The 21,996-nt window shown below is 68.4% G+C and carries 23 protein-coding genes; 10 read left to right on the top strand and 13 right to left on the bottom strand.

What is annotated here, in order from left to right:
• Nucleotides 1-99: 99 nt before the first annotated feature.
• The 5 genes from AC3CBB_RS01240 to AC3CBB_RS01220 are packed head-to-tail and all read left to right on the top strand — an operon-like array spanning nucleotide 100 to nucleotide 3,580.
• The gene (locus AC3CBB_RS01240) at nucleotides 100-312 is read left to right on the top strand and encodes a hypothetical protein (protein ID WP_488625683.1); all 213 of its coding nucleotides are present in this window, start codon (nucleotides 100-102) and stop codon (nucleotides 310-312) included.
• On the top strand, nucleotides 309-1,127 hold the full coding sequence (locus tag AC3CBB_RS01235) for an ABC transporter ATP-binding protein (protein WP_488625682.1): 819 nt from the start codon (nucleotides 309-311) through the stop codon (nucleotides 1,125-1,127). Before AC3CBB_RS01240 ends, AC3CBB_RS01235 begins: the two co-directional genes overlap by 4 nt.
• Complete coding sequence (locus AC3CBB_RS01230; protein ID WP_488625681.1) at nucleotides 1,106-1,408, top strand: hypothetical protein; 303 nt, start codon at nucleotides 1,106-1,108, stop codon at nucleotides 1,406-1,408. The genes AC3CBB_RS01235 and AC3CBB_RS01230 overlap by 22 nt, the downstream gene beginning before the upstream one ends.
• Nucleotides 1,357-2,877 (top strand): hypothetical protein, encoded by a 1,521-nt coding sequence (locus tag AC3CBB_RS01225; protein ID WP_488625680.1) that lies wholly within the window; start codon nucleotides 1,357-1,359, stop codon nucleotides 2,875-2,877. Before AC3CBB_RS01230 ends, AC3CBB_RS01225 begins: the two co-directional genes overlap by 52 nt.
• Nucleotides 2,861-3,580 carry a hypothetical protein gene (locus AC3CBB_RS01220; protein ID WP_488625679.1) on the top strand — a complete coding sequence of 240 codons (720 nt, stop codon included), beginning with the start codon at nucleotides 2,861-2,863 and terminating at the stop codon, nucleotides 3,578-3,580. The genes AC3CBB_RS01225 and AC3CBB_RS01220 overlap by 17 nt, the downstream gene beginning before the upstream one ends.
• 14 nt (nucleotides 3,581-3,594) lie before the next feature.
• Here AC3CBB_RS01220 and pth read toward each other — a convergent pair whose 3' ends face one another.
• Nucleotides 3,595-4,179 carry an aminoacyl-tRNA hydrolase gene (gene pth, locus AC3CBB_RS01215; protein WP_123506274.1) on the bottom strand — a complete coding sequence of 195 codons (585 nt, stop codon included), beginning with the start codon at nucleotides 4,177-4,179 and terminating at the stop codon, nucleotides 3,595-3,597.
• A 48-nt stretch (nucleotides 4,180-4,227) separates the two neighbouring features.
• Nucleotides 4,228-4,842, bottom strand: coding sequence for a 50S ribosomal protein L25/general stress protein Ctc (locus AC3CBB_RS01210; RefSeq protein WP_123506275.1), 615 nt, complete (start codon nucleotides 4,840-4,842; stop codon nucleotides 4,228-4,230).
• A gap of 250 nt (nucleotides 4,843-5,092) precedes the next feature.
• On the opposite strand from AC3CBB_RS01210, the gene gndA reads away from it, so the two are divergent.
• A complete protein-coding gene (gene gndA / locus AC3CBB_RS01205; protein ID WP_488625678.1) occupies nucleotides 5,093-6,553 on the top strand; it encodes an NADP-dependent phosphogluconate dehydrogenase in 1,461 nt (486 codons plus the stop codon).
• A 60-nt stretch (nucleotides 6,554-6,613) separates the two neighbouring features.
• Here gndA and AC3CBB_RS01200 read toward each other — a convergent pair whose 3' ends face one another.
• The 7 genes from AC3CBB_RS01200 to AC3CBB_RS01170 are packed head-to-tail and all read right to left on the bottom strand — an operon-like array spanning nucleotide 6,614 to nucleotide 13,736.
• Entirely contained in the window at nucleotides 6,614-7,999 is a 1,386-nt protein-coding gene (locus tag AC3CBB_RS01200) for an 8-oxoguanine deaminase (protein WP_488625677.1), read from the bottom strand.
• Complete coding sequence (gene add / locus AC3CBB_RS01195; protein ID WP_488625676.1) at nucleotides 7,987-9,000, bottom strand: adenosine deaminase; 1,014 nt, start codon at nucleotides 8,998-9,000, stop codon at nucleotides 7,987-7,989. The genes AC3CBB_RS01200 and add overlap by 13 nt, the downstream gene beginning before the upstream one ends.
• On the bottom strand, nucleotides 8,997-9,983 hold the full coding sequence (locus tag AC3CBB_RS01190; protein WP_488625675.1) for a nucleoside hydrolase: 987 nt from the start codon (nucleotides 9,981-9,983) through the stop codon (nucleotides 8,997-8,999). Before AC3CBB_RS01190 ends, add begins: the two co-directional genes overlap by 4 nt.
• Nucleotides 9,980-10,867, bottom strand: coding sequence for an ABC transporter permease (locus AC3CBB_RS01185; protein ID WP_123506279.1), 888 nt, complete (start codon nucleotides 10,865-10,867; stop codon nucleotides 9,980-9,982). The genes AC3CBB_RS01190 and AC3CBB_RS01185 overlap by 4 nt, the downstream gene beginning before the upstream one ends.
• Nucleotides 10,867-11,754, bottom strand: a complete 888-nt coding sequence (locus AC3CBB_RS01180; protein ID WP_488625674.1) for an ABC transporter permease — start codon at nucleotides 11,752-11,754, stop codon at nucleotides 10,867-10,869. The genes AC3CBB_RS01185 and AC3CBB_RS01180 overlap by 1 nt, the downstream gene beginning before the upstream one ends.
• The gene (locus AC3CBB_RS01175) at nucleotides 11,747-12,580 is read right to left on the bottom strand and encodes an ABC transporter ATP-binding protein (protein WP_233579996.1); all 834 of its coding nucleotides are present in this window, start codon (nucleotides 12,578-12,580) and stop codon (nucleotides 11,747-11,749) included. The genes AC3CBB_RS01180 and AC3CBB_RS01175 overlap by 8 nt, the downstream gene beginning before the upstream one ends.
• Nucleotides 12,581-12,608: 28 nt before the next feature.
• Complete coding sequence (locus AC3CBB_RS01170; RefSeq protein WP_123506282.1) at nucleotides 12,609-13,736, bottom strand: ABC transporter substrate-binding protein; 1,128 nt, start codon at nucleotides 13,734-13,736, stop codon at nucleotides 12,609-12,611.
• Nucleotides 13,737-13,913: 177 nt separating this feature from the next.
• Here AC3CBB_RS01170 and AC3CBB_RS01165 point away from each other — a divergent pair, with 177 nt between their 5' ends.
• Nucleotides 13,914-14,510 carry a TetR/AcrR family transcriptional regulator gene (locus tag AC3CBB_RS01165; protein WP_488625673.1) on the top strand — a complete coding sequence of 199 codons (597 nt, stop codon included), beginning with the start codon at nucleotides 13,914-13,916 and terminating at the stop codon, nucleotides 14,508-14,510.
• A gap of 67 nt (nucleotides 14,511-14,577) precedes the next feature.
• Entirely contained in the window at nucleotides 14,578-15,984 is a 1,407-nt protein-coding gene (locus AC3CBB_RS01160; protein ID WP_488625672.1) for an NtaA/DmoA family FMN-dependent monooxygenase, read from the top strand.
• Nucleotides 15,985-16,066: 82 nt separating this feature from the next.
• Here AC3CBB_RS01160 and AC3CBB_RS01155 read toward each other — a convergent pair whose 3' ends face one another.
• Genes AC3CBB_RS01155 through glmU form a run of 3 tightly spaced genes read right to left on the bottom strand, consistent with a single transcriptional unit; the run spans nucleotide 16,067 to nucleotide 19,289 of the window.
• On the bottom strand, nucleotides 16,067-16,828 hold the full coding sequence (locus tag AC3CBB_RS01155) for an HAD family hydrolase (RefSeq protein WP_488625671.1): 762 nt from the start codon (nucleotides 16,826-16,828) through the stop codon (nucleotides 16,067-16,069).
• A gap of 3 nt (nucleotides 16,829-16,831) precedes the next feature.
• Complete coding sequence (locus AC3CBB_RS01150) at nucleotides 16,832-17,809, bottom strand: ribose-phosphate diphosphokinase (RefSeq protein WP_123506286.1); 978 nt, start codon at nucleotides 17,807-17,809, stop codon at nucleotides 16,832-16,834.
• A 1-nt stretch (nucleotide 17,810) separates the two neighbouring features.
• The gene (glmU, locus tag AC3CBB_RS01145; protein WP_255410951.1) at nucleotides 17,811-19,289 is read right to left on the bottom strand and encodes a bifunctional UDP-N-acetylglucosamine diphosphorylase/glucosamine-1-phosphate N-acetyltransferase GlmU; all 1,479 of its coding nucleotides are present in this window, start codon (nucleotides 19,287-19,289) and stop codon (nucleotides 17,811-17,813) included.
• Nucleotides 19,290-19,488: 199 nt separating this feature from the next.
• Here glmU and AC3CBB_RS01140 point away from each other — a divergent pair, with 199 nt between their 5' ends.
• Together AC3CBB_RS01140 and AC3CBB_RS01135 are read left to right on the top strand one after the other, a co-directional pair.
• Nucleotides 19,489-20,376: an SDR family oxidoreductase gene (locus tag AC3CBB_RS01140; RefSeq protein ID WP_488625670.1), complete on the top strand. Its 888-nt coding sequence runs from the start codon at nucleotides 19,489-19,491 to the stop codon at nucleotides 20,374-20,376.
• A gap of 32 nt (nucleotides 20,377-20,408) precedes the next feature.
• Nucleotides 20,409-20,582 (top strand): hypothetical protein, encoded by a 174-nt coding sequence (locus tag AC3CBB_RS01135; protein WP_488625669.1) that lies wholly within the window; start codon nucleotides 20,409-20,411, stop codon nucleotides 20,580-20,582.
• 509 nt (nucleotides 20,583-21,091) lie between these two features.
• Here the strand turns inward: AC3CBB_RS01135 and AC3CBB_RS01130 are convergent.
• Complete coding sequence (locus AC3CBB_RS01130; RefSeq protein WP_488625668.1) at nucleotides 21,092-21,862, bottom strand: hypothetical protein; 771 nt, start codon at nucleotides 21,860-21,862, stop codon at nucleotides 21,092-21,094.
• Nucleotides 21,863-21,996: the final 134 nt, after the last annotated feature.

Genomic DNA, 21,996 nt, shown 5'->3' with positions numbered 1-21,996 from the left:
CCCAAAATGTCCGCATTTTGATGTTGACATCGGCAAATTAGGACACAAGTATTTCCTTTTACATTCGCATTTCACACATAGATCGGATCGAACTTGCTCATGTCAACCCTGACACCCGTCAGTTCTCAACTCCACCAGACCGTAAGAGTCGACAGGGTCGTCTTCCTGATCGTCATCGCAATCGCCATCGTGATCGCCATGGGGTTCATGGCGGCATTCATCTACTACTGCCAGACGAAAGGTGCCTGGCCCGCCTTGGACATGCCCAGCTTCTCGTCCGGTGGCACCTGGAAGCTCTACTGCCGCAAGTGAATCGACCCACCGCCCAGAGGGAAGTCCTCCTCGAGGTCACGCAGCTCGGAAAGCTATACGGAAAGTCGGCGGTTCTCGCCGGCCTCGACCTCACGGTCAGGGCCGGCGAGGTCCACGGCCTGCTCGGGCCGAATGGATCGGGCAAGACCACCGCGCTCCACGCCATGACCGGCCTGGTCGCGGCCGACTCGGGGACCGTGGATGTCGTCTGCGTCCCCATCGCCACGCCTGGTGCGCGGCAGCTGATCGGCTTCGCACCAGACGACCTGCCGCTCCCGCAAGCGATGACTGCCAGCGAATTCCTCGACCTGCACGATGCTCTTCGCAAACGGGATGACCGCGACACAGCCCACAAGATCAGCCGCCTGCTCGACCTGGACATCAGTTCTCGTCGGCTCATCGCCCACTACTCGCACGGTATGAAGCGAAAGCTGCATCTCATCGCGTCGATGATGCACGTCCCCGACGTCCTCTTCCTCGACGAACCGTTCCGCGGCCTGGACCCTCGAACCGGCGCAGTCCTCCGACAGCTCATTACAGCCCTTGCCCACGCTGGCAGCGGCGTAGTCGTCGCGACGCATGACATGCTGCGTGCCGAGCGGGACTGCGACAGCGTGACGATCCTGGCCGACGGCATGGTCCTTGCTAACGGGAATCCCCAGGCGCTCATAGCAGCGTCACCCTCCGCGATCAATCTCGAGGAGGTTTTTCTTGAGAAGACGATTCGCCCCGACGGCTCCGACCAGTCGGCACGGGTCATCGCCTCCCTCTTCGCCGACACCGAAGGACAACCATGCCCCGCACCGCACGCCTAGTGCTGAGCGCACTCACCGGATTGGCCGGTGGCGCCGCGATCGTCTTCCTCGTCGTGATGGCGTGCGTTGTTCTCGCCTTCGGAGCAGAGACGGATGTCGCCTTCCCCGGGTTGTTCCGAGCGTGGTTCAGCACCGAGAACGACCTTCCCGCCATCAACTTCACTCCGAACGGCACTGGCACGATCATTGCCGTCCTTCTGATCGCAGGAGCCACGACGGCGGTGACAGCATGGCGTACGCGACCCCGTCGCCCGGGCGACGACTCCTCGACGATGCGCTGATCGTCGCCGCCTTTATCGCCCGGATGACGATTCGCGAGATCGAAACCGCCCTCTCGGTGACGCGACGGCAGATGGCCGTCGTCGGAACCACGATCGCCTTACTCTGGATAGCGCTCGGCGTGCTCCTCTCCGCCAGCCTCATCGCGCAGATCGATGGTGCCGCCCCCGGCCCACTCCGAACCCAGTTCCTCGCGACGACACTCGCATCCGCCATGGCGACAACCGCGCTCTTCACGACGGTCCTGCGGCTGACGATTCCGGCTCGGACCGACTCTCAGACACTCCTGGCTCTGCTTCCGATCTCCCGTCGCGCCGCCGGTCTCGGCGAGTTGCTACCGCCCGGGGGCGCCGCCGTCCTAGGTAGCTTGGTGCTCGCCTCCCCGTCGTTCGGGGTGGCCTGGCTTGTCGCGGACGAGGGCCACGCTTTCGGCGGAAGCATCGCTGCCATCGTCGCAGTCTGCCTCACCACGGTCGTGGCGACGTTCGTCACATTCTCCGGCCTCGTCGGCCTCCTTGCCGTGTGCCGACTTCCGAACGTCTTCCGACCGGCGATTGCGGGAACCATCCTCATCTCGATCAGCGTGGCTGCAACTGCATCAGAGCTCTTCTCGACCGCTCTCCGACCAGTGTGGAGCAGGCACGATGCCTTCTTCGCAAATCGGGTTGTGGCGCAGCTCGTGGTCGCACCGCGAGATCATGGGATCTGGATCGCTGCCGTCGGATGGGCGGCCGTCGTTATCGCCATGCTCGTCGGGTGGAGCGTCATCCCGAAGGGCAGATCCGAATCGACCTTCCTCCCCCTGCCGCCGCGTCTCCCCCGGCCGCGAGGCCCCCGGCGCGCCCTCGCCACATTCGAATTCGCGTCTTTCGCCCGCAACCCGCAGACGGCCATGACCGTCGTCGCCGCAATCGCGACGGTCATGGCCGCTCTCGGGCTGAGGGTCGATGATCGGATGGCGACCATCAGCGGCGCGTTGCTCGGGGCCGCGCCCGTGATCCCCTTCGCACTTGCCGTGGGGGCAACCGGACGAACACTCACGACACGCTGGCTCCCCACCCAGCTCGGAGCAGATCCTTCTGAGTCCTTGCGCGCAAAGGTCTGGACATACGCCGGCGTCGGTGTCGCCGCCGCCATGACCGTCCTCTTGCTGGAGGTCACTCTCGGCATCCTCCCAGACCTCGCTTGGACGACGATTCCCGCCCGGTGCGGCCTTGCGCTCGGCGGGGGCCTGTTGGCCGGCGCCCTCATCCCGATCAGTGAGACGCAATCGCTGACGACGACCCTCGCCAGCTTCCTGGCCCTCGTCTTGTTCGCGATCCCATCGACCGGAATCGCCTATGTCCCCGAGGGGCTGGCGACCGAGGTCAAAGATCTGACGTTGGCAGGGGTTGGCGCGATCTACCTGATCGGCTTCGCAGCATTGGGTCAGCGAGACACCACGTGGAGCGGCAGTGCAGATCAAGCGTGACGTCCAGCCCAGAGGTGGTGTAGTGGTCATCGGGGCTCATTACGCCGACGAGTCGAAGAAAATGCAAGCGGCTAAGGCGGACCTCGACCTAGCGCGTGAACTCGGCCTCGTGACCGTCACGTGGGGACTGGCGCGACGCGGGCGACGCCCACGCCTCCTTCGGCTCGTTGCAACGCGCAGTGTCGACCTGCCGACAGGGATCCTCCCAGCGGTGGTGACGTCGCTCGCGGTCCAGGCGAGGGGGTCGAGCGCGGCCGCCACGATAGCAGTTCTGACAGCTACCGTAGGACTCCTCACCGGCTTCTTCGGGGTGACGGCATCGGGTATCGCCATGGCCGCACTCGCGGCCTCCGTCATCGTCCACGAGACCGGCCACGTCGTGGTGTACCGACTCGTGGCCCCTATGAACGCCTGGGGCACGATAGTGAGAGGCATAGCGGCCGGCCATCTCGTGCGCATGCCCCTCGGCGCCCGTGCTGACATCCTCGTCGCGTGCGGAGGCGCCGGCGCGGTGGTCGCGGGGACATTGCTGTTCCTCCCACTCGCACTGGTGTCACCCATGATTCCGGTACTGTGGGGTGCGATAGCCGGGGGCCACGCGCTGAGCCTGCTCGTCCCTGTGGGCGACGGGGCGACGATCCGAAAGACATTTGCTCGACCATCGCGGCCACTGGCCGAGGGCGAGCCGAACGGCCGGAACTAGCCCGCAGCGCGGACCTAACTCGCCGTGTGGAACCGGAGCTGCGCCGCAGTCAGACCGTCGGTCGCGATGAGCTCGACCGCGTCGGCCGCCTCGTCGAGGAGGTTGGGGAGCGTCTTGCGCTCGGTGGCGCTGAAGTCATGCAGCACGAAGTCGGCGGCGTCCTGCCGACCGGGGGGACGGCCGATGCCGACCCGCACCCGGAGGAAGTCCTTCGAGCCGCACGCGGAGATGATGTCGCGAAGGCCGTTGTGGCCTCCGTGCCCGCCGCCCTGCTTGATCTTGAGGGTGTCGAACGGGATGTCGAGCTCGTCGTGCACGACGATGAGCCGCGACACGTCGAGGTCGTAGAAGCGCAGCAGGGCCGCCACCGGCGGGCCGGACACGTTCATGAACGTGGTGGGCTTCGCCAGGACGAGCCGAGGGCCGCCGGGGAACGAGCGTCCCTCGGCGACCGTCGCCTGCGTCTTGTGGGTCTTGAAACCCGAGTGAAGCCGGTCAGCGAGCAGCGACAGCACCATCTGGCCGACGTTGTGCCGGGTGGACGCGTAGCCGGGCCCGGGGTTGCCGAGCCCGACCACGAGCCATCTGTTGTCGTCCAGGACTGCGCCCTTCGCTGATCCGCCTTCGGGATGTGCCGTTGCGAGAACCTACTCGGAGCGCTCTTCGTCTTCGATCGAGGGCACGTCGCCCTCGGCAGCGACCTCGTCCTCCGCAGCCACCTCGGCGCGAGGGAGGCTGATGATGACGACGAGCGACTCGGGGTCGCTGATCAGCTTGGCGCCGGACGGTAGCTCCACGGCCGAGGCCAGGATCTGGGCGCCGTCCTCGAGGCCCTCGATCGAGACGACGACGTTCTGCGGGATGTGGGTGGCCTCGACGTCGAGCAGCAGAGTGTTCGACTCGATCACGTGGATCGTGCCGGGGTAAGACTCGCCCTCGATGTGAACGGGGACCTCGACCTCGACGCGCTCGCCGGCGCGGACGATGACGAGGTCGATGTGCTCGATGATCTGGCGGACCGGGTCGCGCTGGATGTCCTTGACGAGGGCGAGCTGCTTGGTGCCCTCGATGTCGAGCTCGAGGACCGAGTTCGAGCGGCGGGTGATCAGCATGGTCTCGTGGCCGGGCATGGTCACGTGGACCGGCTCGGTGCCGTGGCCGTAGATGACGGCGGGGATCTTGTTGACGGCGCGGATCTTGCGGGCCGCGCCCTTGCCGAAGCTCGTGCGGATCTCGACGGACAGCTTGTTGTCGTCAGACATGTGTGTCTCCTTCTGGAAGTGGTGGGCTCTCGTGGAGCCCGGGAATTCAACTCGAACGCATCAATAAGCGTGAGGAAAGACAGGGACTGTCCGCCCACCGCGTCGATAACGGGTGCACCGCACCCCTCGCCGAAGTTCGGGTAGGAGTCTACGGCACGTTCACCGGATGGTCGAACCTCGTACTGCCAGACCCTGGCTGTCCGCCCAGAAGCGTGGATAGATTGTCCGTACTTACTGTGAAGGAGGCACCGTGGCCGAACACGGAGAGACCGCAAAGGCGAACATCGGCGTCGTGGGGCTGGCCGTCATGGGCTCGAACCTCGCCCGCAACCTCGCCAGCCGAGAGGGCAACACCGTTGCCGTCTACAACCGCTCCCCCGAGCGCACCGACCTGCTCATGGACGAGCACGGCGACGCCGGGTTTATCGCGTCGAAGTCGATCGAGGACTTCGTCGCCTCGCTGTCGAAGCCCCGCACGGCGATCATCATGGTCCAGGCGGGCCGTGGCACCGACGCCGTTATCGGCCAGCTCGCCGACCTGTTCGAGGAGGGCGACATCATCGTCGACGGCGGCAACGCCAACTTCCACGACACGATCCGCCGCGAGCACGACCTGAAGGAGAAGGGCCTCAACTTCGTGGGCACCGGCATCTCGGGCGGCGAGGAGGGCGCGCTCAAGGGCCCGTCGATCATGCCGGGCGGCAGCGCCGAGGCCTGGGAGACGCTCGGCCCGATCCTGAAGTCGATCGCCGCGGTCGCCGAGGGCGAGCCGTGCGTGACGCACATCGGCACCGACGGCGCCGGGCACTTCGTCAAGATGATCCACAACGGCATCGAGTACGCCGACATGCAGCTCATCGCCGAGTCGTACGACCTCCTCCGCCGCGTCGGCGGCCACGACCCCGACGCGATCGCCGCCGTGTTCGAGGAGTGGAACAAGGGCGAGCTCGAGTCGTACCTGATCGAGATCACCGCCGAGGTGCTCAAGCAGAAGGACGCCGAGACCGGCACCCCGCTCGTCGACCTCATCCTCGACGAGGCGGGCTCCAAGGGCACCGGCGTCTGGACCGTGCAGAACTCGGTCGGCCTGGGCGTCCCCGTCGGCGGCATCGCCGAGGCCGTGTTCGCGCGCGCCGTGTCGTCCAAGCCCGACCAGCGCGCCGCGGTGCAGAAGACGCTCAAGAACCGTCCCGACATCCAGGAGGCCGGCGAGGGCTTCGAAGACGACGTGCAGAAGGCGCTCTACGCCTCGAAGATGGTCGCCTACGCTCAGGGCTTCGACGCGATCATCGCCGGGGCCAAGGAGTACGGCTGGGACATCGACAAGGGCGCCGTCGCCAAGATCTGGCGGGGCGGCTGCATCATCCGGGCCCAGTTCCTGAACCGCATCGTCGACGCCTACGAGAACGACTCGACCATCGCGACGCTCCTCGAAGACGAGTACTTCGCCAAGGCCGTGGCCGACGGCGAGGATGCCTGGCGGCGAATCGTCGCCAAGGCCGCCCTGTCGGGGATCCCCGTTCCCGGCTTCGCGTCCGCGCTCAGCTACTACGACTCGCTCGCCTCCGAGCGCCTGCCCGCGAGCCTGATCCAGGGCCAGCGCGACTTCTTCGGAGCGCACACCTACAAGCGCATCGACAAGGAGGGCACCTTCCACACGCTGTGGTCGGACGACCGCAGCGAGGTGGCACAGGACCCTTCGACGCACTAGAGGCAGATCAGAGAAGAGCACGGGCGGCGGGCGCAGGAACTGTCCCGCCGCCCGTCCGTCTCACACCCGCGCGAGCAGCTCCGTCGTCGCCCGTGCCGCCGCTTCCGCGACGCCGACCTCGTCCACCGTCGTCAGGCGGCCGTCCGTGACGACGCGGTCGCCGCCGACGAACAGTCCCGCCACCGGCGGCATCGACGCCAGGCCGAGAGCTGCGACCGGGTCGACCAGGCCGGCGAACTCGACGCCCGAGACGTCCCACAGCGCCAGATCGGCCAGCTTGCCGACCTCGATCGAGCCGAGATCGGCGTCTCGTCCGAGCACCCGGGCGCCGCCGATGGTCGCGATGCGGAGTCCGTCGCGCACGCTGAAGCCGTCGGCCCCGGCGCGGAGCCGGTTCATCAGCACGGCCTGGCGGATCTCGGTGCCGAGCTGGCCGGACTCGTTCGAGGCCGAGCCGTCGACGCCGAGGCCGACGGGAGCCCCGGCGGCGAGCAGCTGCGGGATCGGCGCGATCCCCGCGGCGAGGCGCGCGTTGGAGGACGGGCAGTGCGCGCTGCCGGTGCCGGTGGCGCCGAAGCGGGCGATCGCGTGCTCGTCGAGGTGGACGCTGTGCGCCATCCACACGTCGTCGCCGAGCCAGCCGAGATCATCGAGGTACTGGGTCGGCGTCTTTCCGAAGCGCTCCTGGCAGAAGGCGTCCTCTTCGACGGTCTCGGAACCGTGCGTGTGCAGCCGCACCCCGAGCGAGCGCCCGAGCACGGCGGCCTCGCGCAGCAGGTCGGACGTCACCGAGAACGGCGAGCACGGCGCCAGCGCGATCTGCGTCATGGCGTCGGGAGACGCGTCGTGGTACTTCTCGACGGCGACCGCGGACGCCTCGAGGGCGGCGGACGTGGTCTCGACGGCGAAGTCGGGCGGGAGGCCGCCGGCCGAGCGTCCGAGGTCCATCGAGCCGCGGGTGCCGTGGAGCCGGATTCCGACACGGGCCGCCGCCCGGACGATCCCGCCGAGGATGTCGCCGGATCCTGCGGGGAAGACGTAGTGGTGGTCGGCGGCGAGGGTGCAGCCCGATTTGGCGAGGACGGACAGTCCTGCCTCCGCGCCGGCCTCGACGAGCGTCTCGTCGATGCGCGCCCAGGTCGGGTACAGCGCGACCAGCCAGTCGAACAGGATGGAGTCCTGCGCGATGCCGCGCGTGAGCCACTGGTACAGGTGGTGGTGGGTGTTGACGAGTCCGGGCGTCAGGAGACGTCCGCGAGCGTCGATGCGCTCGACGGTCACGCCGCCCGACGCCTGGGCGGCCCACTCCGGGGCGGGCCCGTCGCCCACCGCGACGATGCGCGAGTCGTCGACGACGACGTGGCCCGCCGCGAACTCGGAGCCCGCCGCGTCGACCGTCGCGACATAGGCGCCCTCGAAGACGAGGCGCCGGGTCACGCCAGCCACGCCGCGATGCCGGCGACGGCCTTCTGCTTCACGACCTCGGACGCCCCGCTGCACTCGATCGACGAGAGCGCGCACGCGGCGAGCTCTTCGTCGCTGAGGCCGAGCACATCGCGGCAGAGCTGGTACTCCTCGAGGATTCCGGGGCCGAACAGCACCGGGTCATCCGCGTTGATCGAGCAGCGCACGCCGGCGTCGAGCAGCGTCTTCAGCGGGTGCGCCTCGAGGGTCGGCACCACGCCGAGCAGCAGGTTCGACGTCGGGCAGAGGTCGAGGCAGGTGCCGTCCTGCGCGAGGCGGGCGACGAGCTCGTCGCTCTGCACGGCGGTGGCACCGTGCAGGATGCGGTCGGCACCGAGCACGTCGAGCGCCGACAGGATCTCGTCGGGGCCGGCCAGCTCGCCGGCGTGCGGAGTCGCGAGGAGACCGGCCTCCTTGGCGATGCGGAAGGCCTCCTCGAACTGCGCGGCGGGGTGGCCGCGCTCGTCGTTGGCGAGACCGAACGAGACGACGCCGCGGCCCGCGTAGGGAGCGACCGTCTTCGCGTAGGCCACTGCCTCGTCAGGACTCTCGACGCGGTCGGCCGTGATCATGTAGCCGACCTCGACACCCCACTTGGCGCCGTACTCGCGGGCCTTCTCGATCATGGCGGCCAGGGCCAGCTCGGTCGAGCCGAAGGTGTCGATGTAGAAGTGCGGGCTCGCGCCGAACTCGGCGTAGGCGACGCCGTCGCGAGCGCAGTCCTCGATCGACTCCTCGATCAGGCGGAACAGGTTCTCCTTGATCGACAGCACCTGCAGCATGCCGCGGTAGGTCTGGCTGAAGTCGCTGAAATCGTCGAAGTGATCGGGGACGCTGACGTCGACGCCCTCCGCCGCCCCCATCTCGGCGAGGGTCTCGGGCCGGATGGCCGCCTCGTGGTGGATGTGGAGGTGGGCCTTCGGGAGGTCCTTCAGGTCGCGGACGGCGACGAGGTCGCGGACGGCTGCGGGTGCTTCGGTCATTCGGGTGCTCCTTGGGTGCGAGCCCCGCCGCCGACGAGGGCGTCGAGGAATGCTCGGTGGAATGCGTCGTTGTCGACGGTGAGGACGGCGATCGTGTCGGGGACCTCGTCGATCGCCCACGGCACCGGGGTGCCGTCGGCGGCGGTCATGATGCGCGCCCGGACCGTGAAGCCGTCGTCGGTGATGTTGACGGGCCCGCTCGCCGACTCGGCGATCCACTCGGGGCGGACCGTCAGGGCTGCGGCGAGTCCGTCGTGCACCGGGCTGACGCGGCGACCCCAGGCGAACTGGTAGAAGTCGAGGTACGACTCCAGGATGTCGGCGGCGAAGGTGCCGGTCGGGGTGCCGGAGGCGTGCAGGGCCTTGATGTCGGCCTCGTCGGTGAAGACGGTCCCCGTGGCATTCACTCCCACCATGACCCGGCGGGTGGCCGGTGCGGAGAAGACCGCCTTCGCCGCCTTCGGGTCGTTCTGGATGTTGGCGTCGAACATGTGGCTGGCGCCGAGCTCGGGGAAGGGCCCGCTGCCGCCCATGATCGTGACGGACCGGAACTTCGTCAAGAGCAGGGGATCCTGCGCCAGTGCCAGGGCCAGGTTCGTCAGGGGGCCGAGCGTGAGCAGGTCGACCTCGCCCGGGGCGTCGTTCGCGGACTTCACGAGGTGCTCGGCCGCCGTCAGCTCGAGGAGCACCTCGGGGAGGAGGCGCGTCTCGACGACGTCGCCGAGGCCGTCGTGACCGTGGACGTAGTGCGCGATGTGCGCCTCCGCGGCGAGCGGGCCGGCGGCCCCCCGGGAGACGGGCGTCAGAGGCCGGCCTCCGAGGCGCGTGACGTGGCCGATGTTGCGGAGGGCGTCGTCGACGACGCAGTTGCCGTAGACGGCGCTGATGCCGACGATCTCGACATCCGGCTGCGCGGCGAGGAAGAGCAGGGCCAACGCGTCGTCGATGCCCGTATCGGTATCGACGTGGACGGTGCGGGTCACTTCGTGACGGCCTTTCCGGCGTCAGGGCCCCACTTGGCCAGGACGGCCGTCTCGACGAAGGTCGCGATCGTGTAGAAGAGCACCGACAGGGCCGTGACGATCACGCCGATGGCCCAGATCTGGCCGTAGTCGAACTGCGCCTTGGCGCTGGTGACCGCGGCGCCGAGCCCCTGGTACGTGAAGAGCCACTCGTAGAGCATCGCACCCGTGATCGCACCGGGGACGGCGATCCGCATCGAGGCGAAAAAGTGCGGGAGCGCCGTCGGGATCGCGACGCGGCGCATGATCGTCCAGCGGTTGCCGCCGTAGACGCGGATCAGGTCGACGGACTGCGCGCTGACCGAGTTGAAGCCCAGCGTCAGATTGACCAGGAGCGGGAAGAAGACGACCACGCCGCCGACGAAGGCGGCCGTGACCCAGCCGACGCCGAAGATCAGGAAGATGACGGGGGCCATGGCCAGCAGCGGCACGGTGCGGAGCACCATGGCGATCGGCATGAACATGAACTCGAGCGGGCGGATCAGGGTGAAGGCGATCGCGATGACGACCGACCCCCCGACGCCGAACACGAAGCCGATGAGAGAGTGGAAGAGCGTCTCGCCGCTGAGGCCCACGAGCACCTCGCGGTTCTTCGAGGCGTCGTTCGCGGGGGTGCCCGCGCTGTCCACGAACAGGTAGCGGTACACGTCGAGCGGCGTCTTGGCGATCAGCGGATTGGCGTGCAGCGCAATCAGGGCGAGCTGCCAGGCGATGCAGATGAGGATCAGCGAGATCGCGATCGTCAGCACGGTGCGCCCGACGCGGCGCCCGATGAACCGGGCGGTGGACGCGCTCGCCGTCGTTGTCACGGGAGCGCGACGGGCGGTGGTGAGTGCGGTGGCCATCAGAACCCTCCTCCAGCACGGGCGTCGCCGGCCGACCAGGGCGCCACGAGGCGTCCGATGCGTCCGATGACGAAGTAGGCGAGGCCGGCCACGCCGGCGCTGATGAGCGCGACCGCCCAGAGCTTCACCGAGGCGGCGGTGGCCGTCGCAGCGAGCAGGAGGATGCCGATGCCGGAGTCGACCCCGATGAGGAAGTACTCGCCGAGGACGGCGCCGAGGAACGCCGCGGGCGCCGCGAGCTTGAGGGCGGCCATGATGCTCGGGAGGGCCGCGATGAGGCGCACCTTCACCAGCACGGTGAAGCGCGAGCCGCCGTAGGCGCGGATCACGTCGATCTGAGTCTGGCTGGCGGCGTTCAGGCCGAGGATCGTGCCGACCACCGTCGTGAAGATGACACTGAGCGCCGCCAGGAAGATCGACGTCGTGCGGCTGCCGGCCGGCATCAGCAGGGTGACGATCGGGGCGATCGCAGTCAGCGGGATGCATGTCGTGACCACCGCGAGCTGCGTCGACATGCCCTCGAACCAGGGGAAGACCAGCACGAGCGCGGCGAGCACGAGCGCGATGACGTTGCCCCAGAGGAAGCCCCAGCCGGCGCTGGCCGCGGTCTTGGCGATGGCGTTCCAGTAGACCGAGTCGGTCAGGTCGTGGAAGAGCTGCGCGAAGACGAGGCCGGGCTGCGGCACGCTGCCGGTGACCTTGAAGATCGTGACGGCGACGATCTGCCAGACGATCAGGATCACGACGATGCCGACGACGGCCCCGACCCACGGCGGCATGGCGTGGAACGTGCCCATGACGGAGCGGCGGGTGCGTCTGCTCGTCTCGGCGTCGAGCGCGATGCTCTGCGAGAGATCGCGTTCGTACTCTCTCCTGATGTCAGTCATCGGTCGCCGCCCCGTGCGCTCCGAAGAGGATCTCCGAGATCTGGTCGACGTAGGCGTGGAACTCGGGGGTGCGGGTCAGCTCAGGGAGGCGCGGGCGCGGAAGGTCGATCTCGACGACCTCGGCGATGCGTCCGGGGCGAGCGCTCATGACCGCGACGACGTCGGAGAGGAAGACCGCCTCCGAGATACCGTGCGTCACCATGAGGGTGGTCGAGGGCTTCTCGGTCCAGATGCGGAGGAGCTCGACGTTCATGCGCTGGCGCGTCATGTCGTCGAGGGCGCCGAACGGCTCGTCGAGGAGCATGATCGTCGGCTGCACCGCGAGGCAGCGGGCGATCGACACGCGCTGGCGCATTCCGCCCGAGAGCTGGGCGGGCTTGGCGTTCTCGAAGCCCTTGAGGCCGACGAGGTCGATCAGGTCGTCGATGAGGCCGGGTTCGGGGGTGATGCCGGCCACCTCGAGGGGCAGCCGGATGTTCTTGGCGACCGTGCGCCAGGGCAGCAGCGCGCTGTCCTGGAAGGCGATGCCGGTCTCGTGGCTCTTCTGGACCTCGGCCGACGACTTGCCGTTCACGACGACGGAGCCGGTGGTCGGGGTCTCCAGCCCCGCCAGGATGCGGAGAATCGTCGATTTTCCGCATCCCGACGGGCCGAGGAGCGTGAGGAAGGCATCCTTCTTCGTGCCCAGGTTCACCTCGGACAGCGCCTGCACCGACTTGCGGCCGAGCTGGAACGTCTTGGTGAGTCCCTGAATGTTGATGCCGGTCGCGAGGTCCGGCGAACCGGCCGGGTCGTTCGTGGCGAGGGCGAGCTGAGTACTGGGCATGAAGGACATCTCTACTGGAGCGGAGCTATCAGGAAGCCGGGATCGTGAAGGAGGTGATGAGGTCGGGGTTCTCCTTGTAGACCTCTTTCAGGATCGAGAGGTCGAAGAGCTTGTCGGCCGTGATGGTCGTGCCCATGTCGCCGAGCGACTTGATGGTCTCGGAGACGAGCTCGTCGGTCATCGTGAAGAGGCCGTTCGAGTTGACGTCGTCGGTGAGGACGAGGCTGTTCTGCGCCGTCATCTCCTTGACCTGCTCGGCCTGGTCGAGGTCCTGGTCCTTGCCGTACTTCTCGACGGCGTACTTCGCGCTCTGCTCGGGGTCCTTGACCGCGTCGGTCCAGCCCTGGATCTCGGCCTTGAGGAAGGCCTTGAGGGTGTCGCGCTTGTTGTCGATGGTGTCCTGCGTGACCGTGAAGGTCTCGGCGACGAACGGGAGGCCGTTGTCGGCGAAGCCCAGGGTGACGGGCGTGAAGCCGTCGGCCTCGGCGAGAAGCGGCTCGTTGGTGAGGTACGACATGTGCGCGTCGTACTTGCCGGCCTCGAGGGGGGCGATGTCGTACTGCGTGGTGACGAGCGTCACGTCGGAGGTCGTCAGGCCGTTGGCCTTGAGGAAGCCCTCGAAGGTGGTCTGGTTGCCGCCGGACTGCACGCCGATCTTCTTGCCCTTGAGGTCGGCGACCGTCTTGATCGGCGTCTTCTCCTCGAGCGACAGGAGGCAGAAGGGGTTCTTCTGGTACGTGGTTCCGATGATCTTCAGGGGTGCGCCCTTGAGGATCGCCGGGGCCGTGATCGACGGGCCCGACAGGCCGACGAGCGCCTGGCCGGCGACGAGCGCCTCTTCGGCACCGGTCTGGCCACCACCGGCGAGGAGCGTGACGCCCTTGAAGCCGGCCTTGGTGTAGTAGCCCTTCTCGGTGGCGAAGTACTCGCCGGCGAACTCGATGTTCTTGATCCACGAGAGCTGGACGGCGATGGTGCCGAGGCTTCCGGCGGCGGCGGCTCCGCCCGACGACGAGGTCGACGAGGGGCTGTCGGTGGAGCACGCTGCGAGGAGCGCGGTGGTTCCGGCGACGAGGCCGACGGTTCCGCCGAGGCGGAAGAACGCGCGACGGTCGAGGTCTTTCTTCAGCACGGGCGGGGCAGAGAAGGCGCTCATGGGCACTCCAAGGGGCTAGGTGTCTCGGGAAGTGGGGATCGTTCGGGGCGAGTTTGTTTCCGCTGCATGCCCTGGCATCAATCCGTGATTCTCGGAACGCTAGACGGCGATTGTTACCCCCGTATTTCGGGAGTGTTGCCGTCGTCGCATCCTCGGCGAACCGTTAGCGTCGCTTCCATGAACGAGCACCCGACGCCGGATCCGACCGGGCGCCGCGACGATCTCCTCGCGAAGATCGTCGACCACGTCATCGACCACGGCATCGCGCAGATCACCTTACGCAGTTTGGCGACAGCTGTCGGTTCGAACAACAGGATGCTGCTCTACTACTTCGGCAGCCGCGAGGAGCTCATCGTCACGGCCCTCCACGGCGCCGAGTCGCGCTTCCCGACGATGGCCCGCGTCGCCGAGCTGCTCGACGACCGGTCGCTCTCGCTCGCCGAGCGGATCGGCAGCGCCTGGGACGTCATCGCGCTCCCCGAGAACCTCCCGTTTCACCGGCTCTTCTTCGAGATCTTCGGCCTCGCCGGCTTCGAGCGCGAGAGGTTCGAGGCGCTGCTCGGTCTCATCGGCACCGAGTGGGTGCAGCACGTGGCCGCGGCCTTCGAAGACGCGGGGCTCTCCGCCGACGAGGCCCTCGACGCCGGGCACGAGACGGTCGCCCTGTGGCGCGGACTCCAGGCCTCGCTCCTGAGCCTGGGCGATGGGGCCGTGGTCCGCCGGGCCGCGGCGAACGCTCACGCGGGCCTCGTGGCCCGTGCGACCCGGCCCTGACCCGATGGATTGTTAAGTCTCTGTTTCGTGGCTGGACTTGACCTGAACCACTTGGTTCACTGATCCCATGAAGCAGATCCACCTCGGCGTGTTCGAAGTCGCCTCCCCCCAGGTCGGCGGTACCCGCAGCTGGTTCCACCCCCGCAGCGACTCCGTCCGCTACCGCGAGCTCGACCTCTGGATCGGCATGGCGAAAGTCCTCGACGCCGCCGGCTTCGACTTCCTGTTCTTCGCCGACGGCTTCGGCTATCCGTCGATCGACGGCGACCTCCCCGAGATGGCGGCCCGCGGCGGCATCAACTTCGCCGGCATCGATCCTGCGCTCCTGATCCCCACACTGGCCCGCGAGACCTCGCGCCTCGGCTTCGTCGTCACCGCCGCCACCGGCCTCGACCACCCGCTGCAGACCGCCCGCCGCTTCGCCACGCTCGACCACCTCACCGGCGGCCGCGTCGGCTGGAACATCGTCACGGGCGGCTCGGCCAACACGGTCGCCGAGCTGTTCGGCCACACCGAGATGGTCAAGCACGACGACCGCTACGACCAGGCCGACGAGTACCTCGACCTCGCCATGACCCTCTGGGAGGGATCGTGGGAGGACGACGCCTACATCGGCGACAAGGAGACGCAGGTGCTCGCCGACCGGTCGAAGATCCACCGCATCACCTTCGAGGGCAAGCACTTCCGCTCCGACGGCTACTTCACCTCGACGCCGTCGCCGCAGCGCACCCCGGTGCTGTTCCAGGCCGGCACCTCGGCCCGCGGCCGCGCCTACGCCGCGCGCAACGCCGAGGGCGTGTTCGTGCAGTACACGACCGGGCCCGCGACCAAGGCCAACGTCGCCGACATCCGCGCCAAGGCGGCAGAGAACGGACGCGACCCCGCGTCGATCGTCACCATGATCGGCCTCTCGGTCACCGTCGCCCCGACGAGCGAGGAGGCCCACCGCCTCCGCGCCGAGTTCGACGCCATGCAGAGCGACGAGGTGGTGGCTGTGCTCTACGCCGGCAACACCGGGATCAACCTGCTCGACCTCGACCCGGAGCGCGACCTCACGCAGCTCCGCGACGACGGCGGCCAGATCGGCCAGATCGCGCAGAGCAACATCGACAGGTTCCTCCCCACCGACGGATCGAAGCCGCCGACGGTGCGCGAGATCCTCGACGACCTCAAGGGCAAGGGCACCCGCGGGCTGCAACTCGTCGGAGACCCGATCGAGGTCGCCGACCGGCTCGAGCAGATCATGGACGAGACCGACCTCGACGGCTTCATGATCGAGCCGCTCTTCGGCACGGCCGACTGCGTCGACTTCGCCGAGCTCGTGGTGCCCGAGCTCCGTCGCCGCGGTCGGATGCCCGCCGAGCCGCTGGAGGGAACGCTGCGCGAGCAGGTGCTCGGGCGCCCCGGAGCGCATCTGTCGGCCGACCACCCGGGCCGCCGGTTCAAGGTGACGCCGGCGCCCGTCGGGGCGTAGTCGGCGACGGCGCTGCCGACTTCCCCAGATCGGGGCACCTCGACGCCGCGGTCGCCCAGATCGGGGCAACTCGCCGAGGGCGTCAGACGGTGGCGGCCCAAGCGCGAAGGGGCGCGTACAGCTGCTCGAACGTCGGCGCCCGGTACGACGGCGCGGCCTCGGCGGCGGCGAACCGCTCGATGAGCGCCGTCACCGACCCCTGCTCGGCGGCGGGAGCCAGATCGTTGCGCCAGATGTCGCCGACGCTCAGCAGGCGCTCCGGAGCCTCGGCCAGGCCGTGCGCGGCGCGGAGCCTCGTCAGGATCGGGCCCATGCCCGCGGGCTTGCCAGCGCTGGTGACGATCTCGTCGAACACGCCGTCGAGGCCGAGGTGCACGAGCTGCGCCTCCACGCCGGTCGCCGTCGCGTTCGTGACGAGCACGGTGATCGCGTCGATCTCGCGCAGGAACTCGCCCACCCCCTCGGGGGCCCACGTCTTCAGGCGACCCTCCGCCAGCTCGACGCGGCTGGCCTCGTACGCGGCTCCGAGCTGCGCCGGGGTCGCCCCGAGCTCCGTCGCGAGCGTGGCGGCGGCCGCGTAGCCGTCGGCGGCGTCGACCACGGAGTCGAGGTGAGCGGCGCGAGTTACTGCAGACGAACGCAGCCCTGCAGACGAACGCAGCCCTGCGACCTGCTCATCTGGGCCGCGCAGGAACTGCGCCACCGTCGCCTCGACCACCCGCCGCGGCGCTGGCAGCGCCTCGTCGAGGTGCCGCGCGTAGCTGAGGACGGGGTCGTCGCCGAGGCACACCGTGCCGTCGAAGTCGAGCACGACGAGCTTCGGCAGCGCAGCTTCAGAGGCCACGGGCTAGGCGGCTCCGTCGAACATGGACGTGACCGAGCCGTTGTCGAACACCTCGTGGATCGCCCGCGCGATGAGAGGTGCGATCGGCAGCACGGTCAGCGTCGGGAACTTCTGGTGCTCGGTGAGCGGCAGGGTGTCGGTGACGACGACCGAGTCGATGAACTCGTTGTGGAGGATCTCGGGCGCCGGGTCGGAGAAGACGGCGTGGGTCGCGGCGACGATGACGCCGAGTGCGCCGGCCTTCTTGAGGGCCTCGGCGGCCTTCGCGATCGTGCGGCCCGTGTCGATGAGGTCGTCGACGAGCAGGCACACGCGCCCCTCGACCTGGCCGACGATCTCGTGCACCGAGACCTCGTTCATGACGCGGGGGTCGCGGCGCTTGTGGATGATGGCGAGCGGGGCGCCGAGCTTCTCGCTCCAGATGTCGGCCACCTTGACGCGCCCCATGTCGGGCGAGACGACGGTCAGCGTGCTCGCGTCGAGCTTCTCCTGGAAGTGCTTGAGCAGCACGGGCATCGCGAAGAGGTGGTCGACGGGGCCGTCGAAGAAGCCCTGGATCTGCGGGGCGTGCAGGTCGACGCTCATGATGCGGTGCGCGCCGGCGGCCTTGAACAGGTCGGCGACCAGGCGGGCCGAGATCGGCTCGCGGCCGCGGCCCTTCTTGTCTTGGCGCGCGTAGGGGTAATAGGGAGCGACGACGGTGATCCGCTTGGCCGAGGCGCGCTTGAGGGCGTCGACCATGATGAGCTGCTCCATGAGCCACTCGTTGATCGGGCGGGTGTGCGACTGGATCACGAACGCGTCGGAGCCGCGGACGCTGTCGTCGTAGCGGGCGTAGATCTCGCTCGACGCGAAGGTGCGAGCGTCGGTGTGAGTGAGCTCCGTGCCGAGCTCTCCCGCGATGTCGATCGCGAGCTGAGGGTGTGCGCGGCCTGTCACCAGCACGAGTCGGTTCTCGCCGGTGATCTTGATTCCGGACACGTCACTCGCTCTCTGGCCGTGAGGCCTCGGCACTGGCCCGCTCGGAGGGAACGGCTGCCGATTCGTCGTCTCGTGCGGCGGCTGCGGCCTGGGCCCCAGCCGAACCGGGGTGCTTGGCCTCGGTCCATCCGCTGATGATGCGCTGCGGAGCGACAGTGAGGGCCAGCGAACCCGCCGGCACGTCTTTGCGCACGACTGCTCCGGCCCCGGTCGCCGCTCCGTCGCCAATCCTAACGGGCGCGACGTAGACCGTGTGCGCGCCTCCGTGCACGTGGGAGCCGATGACTGTGCGGTGCTTGTCCACGCCGTCGTAGTTCGCCGTGATCGACCCGGCACCGAGGTTCACGCTCTCTCCGACCTCGGCGTCGCCGACATAGCTGAGGTGCGGCACCTTCGAGCCGCGCCCGATGTCGGCGTTCTTCGTCTCGACGAATGCGCCGATCTTGCCGTCGGCCCCGAGGATCGTGCCGGCCCGCAGATACGAGAACGGACCCACCGTGGCACCGGCGCCGATCACGGCGAGCGTGGCGTCCGTGCGCTTCACGGTCGCGCCCTCGCCCACCTCCGTGTCGACCAGGGTGGTGTCGGGGCCGATGATCGCGCCGGTCTCGACGACGGTCGCCCCCTTCAACTGGGTTCCCGGCAGGATCTCCACATCGGCGGCGAGGCTCACGTCGCGGTCGATCCACGTGGTCTGGGGGTCGAGGATCGTGACGCCCTCGCGCTGCCAGTGCTCGACGATCCGGTCGTTGAGCCGGCGGGCCGCCGCGGCGAGCTGCACGCGGTCGTTGATGCCCTCGACGCGCCACGACTCCGAGACCGGGAGCGCAGCCACGACACCGCCGTTGACCGCGACCAGGCCGACGATGTCGGTGAGGTACTTCTCGTTCTGGGCGTTCGCGGCCGTGACGAACTGGAGGTGCCGGCGGAGCGCGGCGACGGTGAACGCGTACGTGCCCGAGTTGATCTCGGTGACCGCGAGCTCGTCCGCCGATGCGTCCTTCTGCTCGACGATGCGCGTCACCGAGCGGCCCTGGCGGATCACGCGGCCGTAGCCCGTCGGGTCGGCGACGATCGCGCTCAGCAGCGTGACCTCGGCCGCCTGCTCGCGGTGCAGCTCGAGCAGGGCCGAGACGCTGGCGAGGTCGAGGAAGGGGACGTCGGCGCTGACCACGACGACGTCGCCGTCGAAGTCGGCGGGGAGCTGCTCGACGGCCTGCTCGACGGCACGGCCGGTGCCGGGCATCTCGTCCTGGTCGACGAATCGGGCGTGCGGCGCGGCCTCGCGGACGCTCTCGGCGACGACCTCGCGGTCGTGACGCACCACGACGAGCAGGTGCTCCGGCTCCAGCGCGCGGGCGGTCTCGAGCACGTGGTGCACGATCGGCATGCCGGCGAGGCGGTGCAGCACCTTCGGGGTGGAGGACTTCATGCGCGTGCCCTGCCCAGCGGCGAGGACGATGACGGCGAGTGGGGGCACGGTTTCTCCTGAGGTCGTCGGGTTCCGGACGCCGGATCAGCTTACGGCGCGGCGGCCGTGGGGCCGCGCAGGGACGTCGACCTGCAGATCCGGGCCCGGGGCGTCCTGAGCTTCTCCGACCGGGCCGAGCCCGATGGGCCTCCTGTCAAGGGGTAGGCGAGTTCGGCCCGGCGACGAGGGCGACGAGAATGCTGGACCCATGAGCCAGTACGACAAAGTCGACCCCGTTTCCCTCTACCCGGCCCCGCCGTTCCCGAAGCAGGAGCAGTCGCTTCCCGGCGGCGCCTGGAAGATGGACCCGAGACCGGACCACGGCGAGAGCAGCTACGTCGGGCTCGGACGCCTGAAGGGATTCCGCGGCGTGGTCACGGGCGGCGACTCCGGCATCGGACGAGCAGCCGCGATCGCCCTCTCCCGCGAGGGAGCCGACCTCGTCATCGGCTACCTTCCCGACGAGCAGACCGATGCCGAGGAAGTCCGCGATCTCCTCGAGGGCGAGGGGCGCCGGGCGATCCTGTTCCCCGGCGACATCTCGGACGAGCAGTACTGCCACGACCTCGTCGAGAAGGCCGTCTCGGAGCTCGGCGGGCTCGACACCCTCGTGATGGTCGCCGGCCGCATGGACAGCAACGACGACATCCTCACGCTGACCACCGAGGCGTTCGACTCGACCATGAAGACCAACGTGTACTCGCTCCTCTGGCTGTGCCAGGCGGCGATCCCGCACCTGGAGCCCGGCTCCAGCATCGTCACCACCGGGTCCGTCCAAGGCGCGGAGCCGTCTCCCGACAAGATCGACTACGCGGTCACCAAGGGCGCCATCGGAGTCTTCACGGCCGCCCTCGCTCAGCAGCTCGCCCCCAAGGGCATTCGCGTCAACTCCGTCGCGCCCGGCCCCGTCTGGACCCCGCTGCAGCCCGGATCCGACGACGCCGAGACCGTCTCCTCGTTCGGCGAGCAGGCCCCGTACGGTCGTCCGGGACAGCCGGCGGAGCTCGGCGCCGCGTACGTCCACCTCGTCAGCCCCGAATCCAGCTACACCTCCGGGGCCACGATCACCATCGCCGGCGCCACACCCGCCTACTGAGCAGCAGATCTGCAGAGAAGGAAGCCGACGCGATGAGGATCACCTACGACACGGAGACCGACTCGATCTCCGTCCCCGGTCTCGATGCCGAGCAGAACGAGCTCCTGCAGCGTGAGCTGTCTGCCGCCCTGTATCGGAACGAGCCCGTGCAGGCGGTGGCCGCCACAATCATGGCGGCGGCACGGCGCTTTTCCGGCGAGAGCTGACCGCTCGCTCGGCGAGGTGTTCGGCTTATTCGCGGATGCCAGTGGTGGTGCGGATCGCGGATGCCCATGACTCCGGGCATTCCACGGGTATCGGGAAATCATTCCACGCCCCGACTTGGACGCGACGGTGAAGCGCATAGGGGCGGCGGTGGGCACGCTCACCGGTCGAGGGTGGCAGGTGTCGGATGTCGACGAGTCCGGTGTCGGAGCGGCTACACACGGACGAGCTAAAGTCCCTCATCACGAGACTCACCCTGTGGCTCAACGGCGAGGCAGACGTGACCCTCGCCCGGGCATCGTTCGCCGGTCCGATCGACGAGGTGCCGTGGCCCGAACTACTCGGAGAAAGCAGCTCGGAGTTGCTTCGAATCGAGGCGTTTAGGTTCACTGCGGGGCGTTGACCGCGCCGGTGTAGGCGCGGCGGACACCTGTTAGGGCGTTCGACCTCCAGGGCCGAGGCAAGGTCGGTGCGTACGCCTGCGGTCTCGCCGCGCACGCGGCCGTTCGGGTCAGTCCTCGACGTCAGCGGTGAGGGAGACTTCGCTTTCGATGACGATTTCGTCGGCATCTGGCGCGCTGGCGGAGACGGTCCGCCACGCTTTGGGGGCCGGGCCGAATGCGATCCGGCTCGCGCGCACGGCGGTTTCCGCGAGGGCCAGGTTGGCCCCACCACCGATGGCGGCGCCGATCCCGAAGGGCACGACTTTTCCGAGGACGATAATGCCCTGCTTGGACCCGTACTTCGTGACAAAGTTCGTACCGAGAACCCGGTTAATACTTTTGAGCGTCTTCACGGGGATCTTCTCGACGATCGTTTTTGCCCAATGCTTGCCGGTCCGCTCAGACATCTTTCGCACTGTCTCGCCGCCGGAGGTGCCGACCATGATGCCGATGACAATGGTCCGACGACGTTCCAGGTCTGCGATTGGAACGCCGTGGACCTCTGCGACGGAGAGCACGAAAAGGGCCGTCATTTCGAGCGACGTGACCATTTCGCCACCGGCCATCGCGAGGCCAAGACCGAGGCCTACGCCGGGTGCAGCGGCGCCAGCGCCGACCGCGGCACCGGCTCCGGTCTGGGCGGCGCGATACATGCGTTCGAGAGTCCTGATGACATCGGCGGGCGACGCATCGGGATTCCTCTGTCGAGCGCGCCCGATGTTCCGTTGGATCGCGCCGACTTGCAAGTTGAGCGCTCGATCGAGCGCGGACTCAAGCAGCCGGACAGGTGCGATCTTTCGGCCCTCGCCGGACGCACGTTTTTCTTCCGTGCTGCTCATGCTGCCCCGAGTTGACATACGAATACTCCGACCGATCGGTCATTTGCTCCCGAGCCTAACTAAGTGCGCGGACCCACTGCGTGCCGTGAGCACTGCAAAGGGCTTTCGCAACTCCAGCACCGAGACACCGGTTC

This window comes from Frondihabitans sp. OV104 (assembly GCF_057787745.1).
This window is presented reverse-complemented; position numbering and strand designations above follow the sequence as displayed.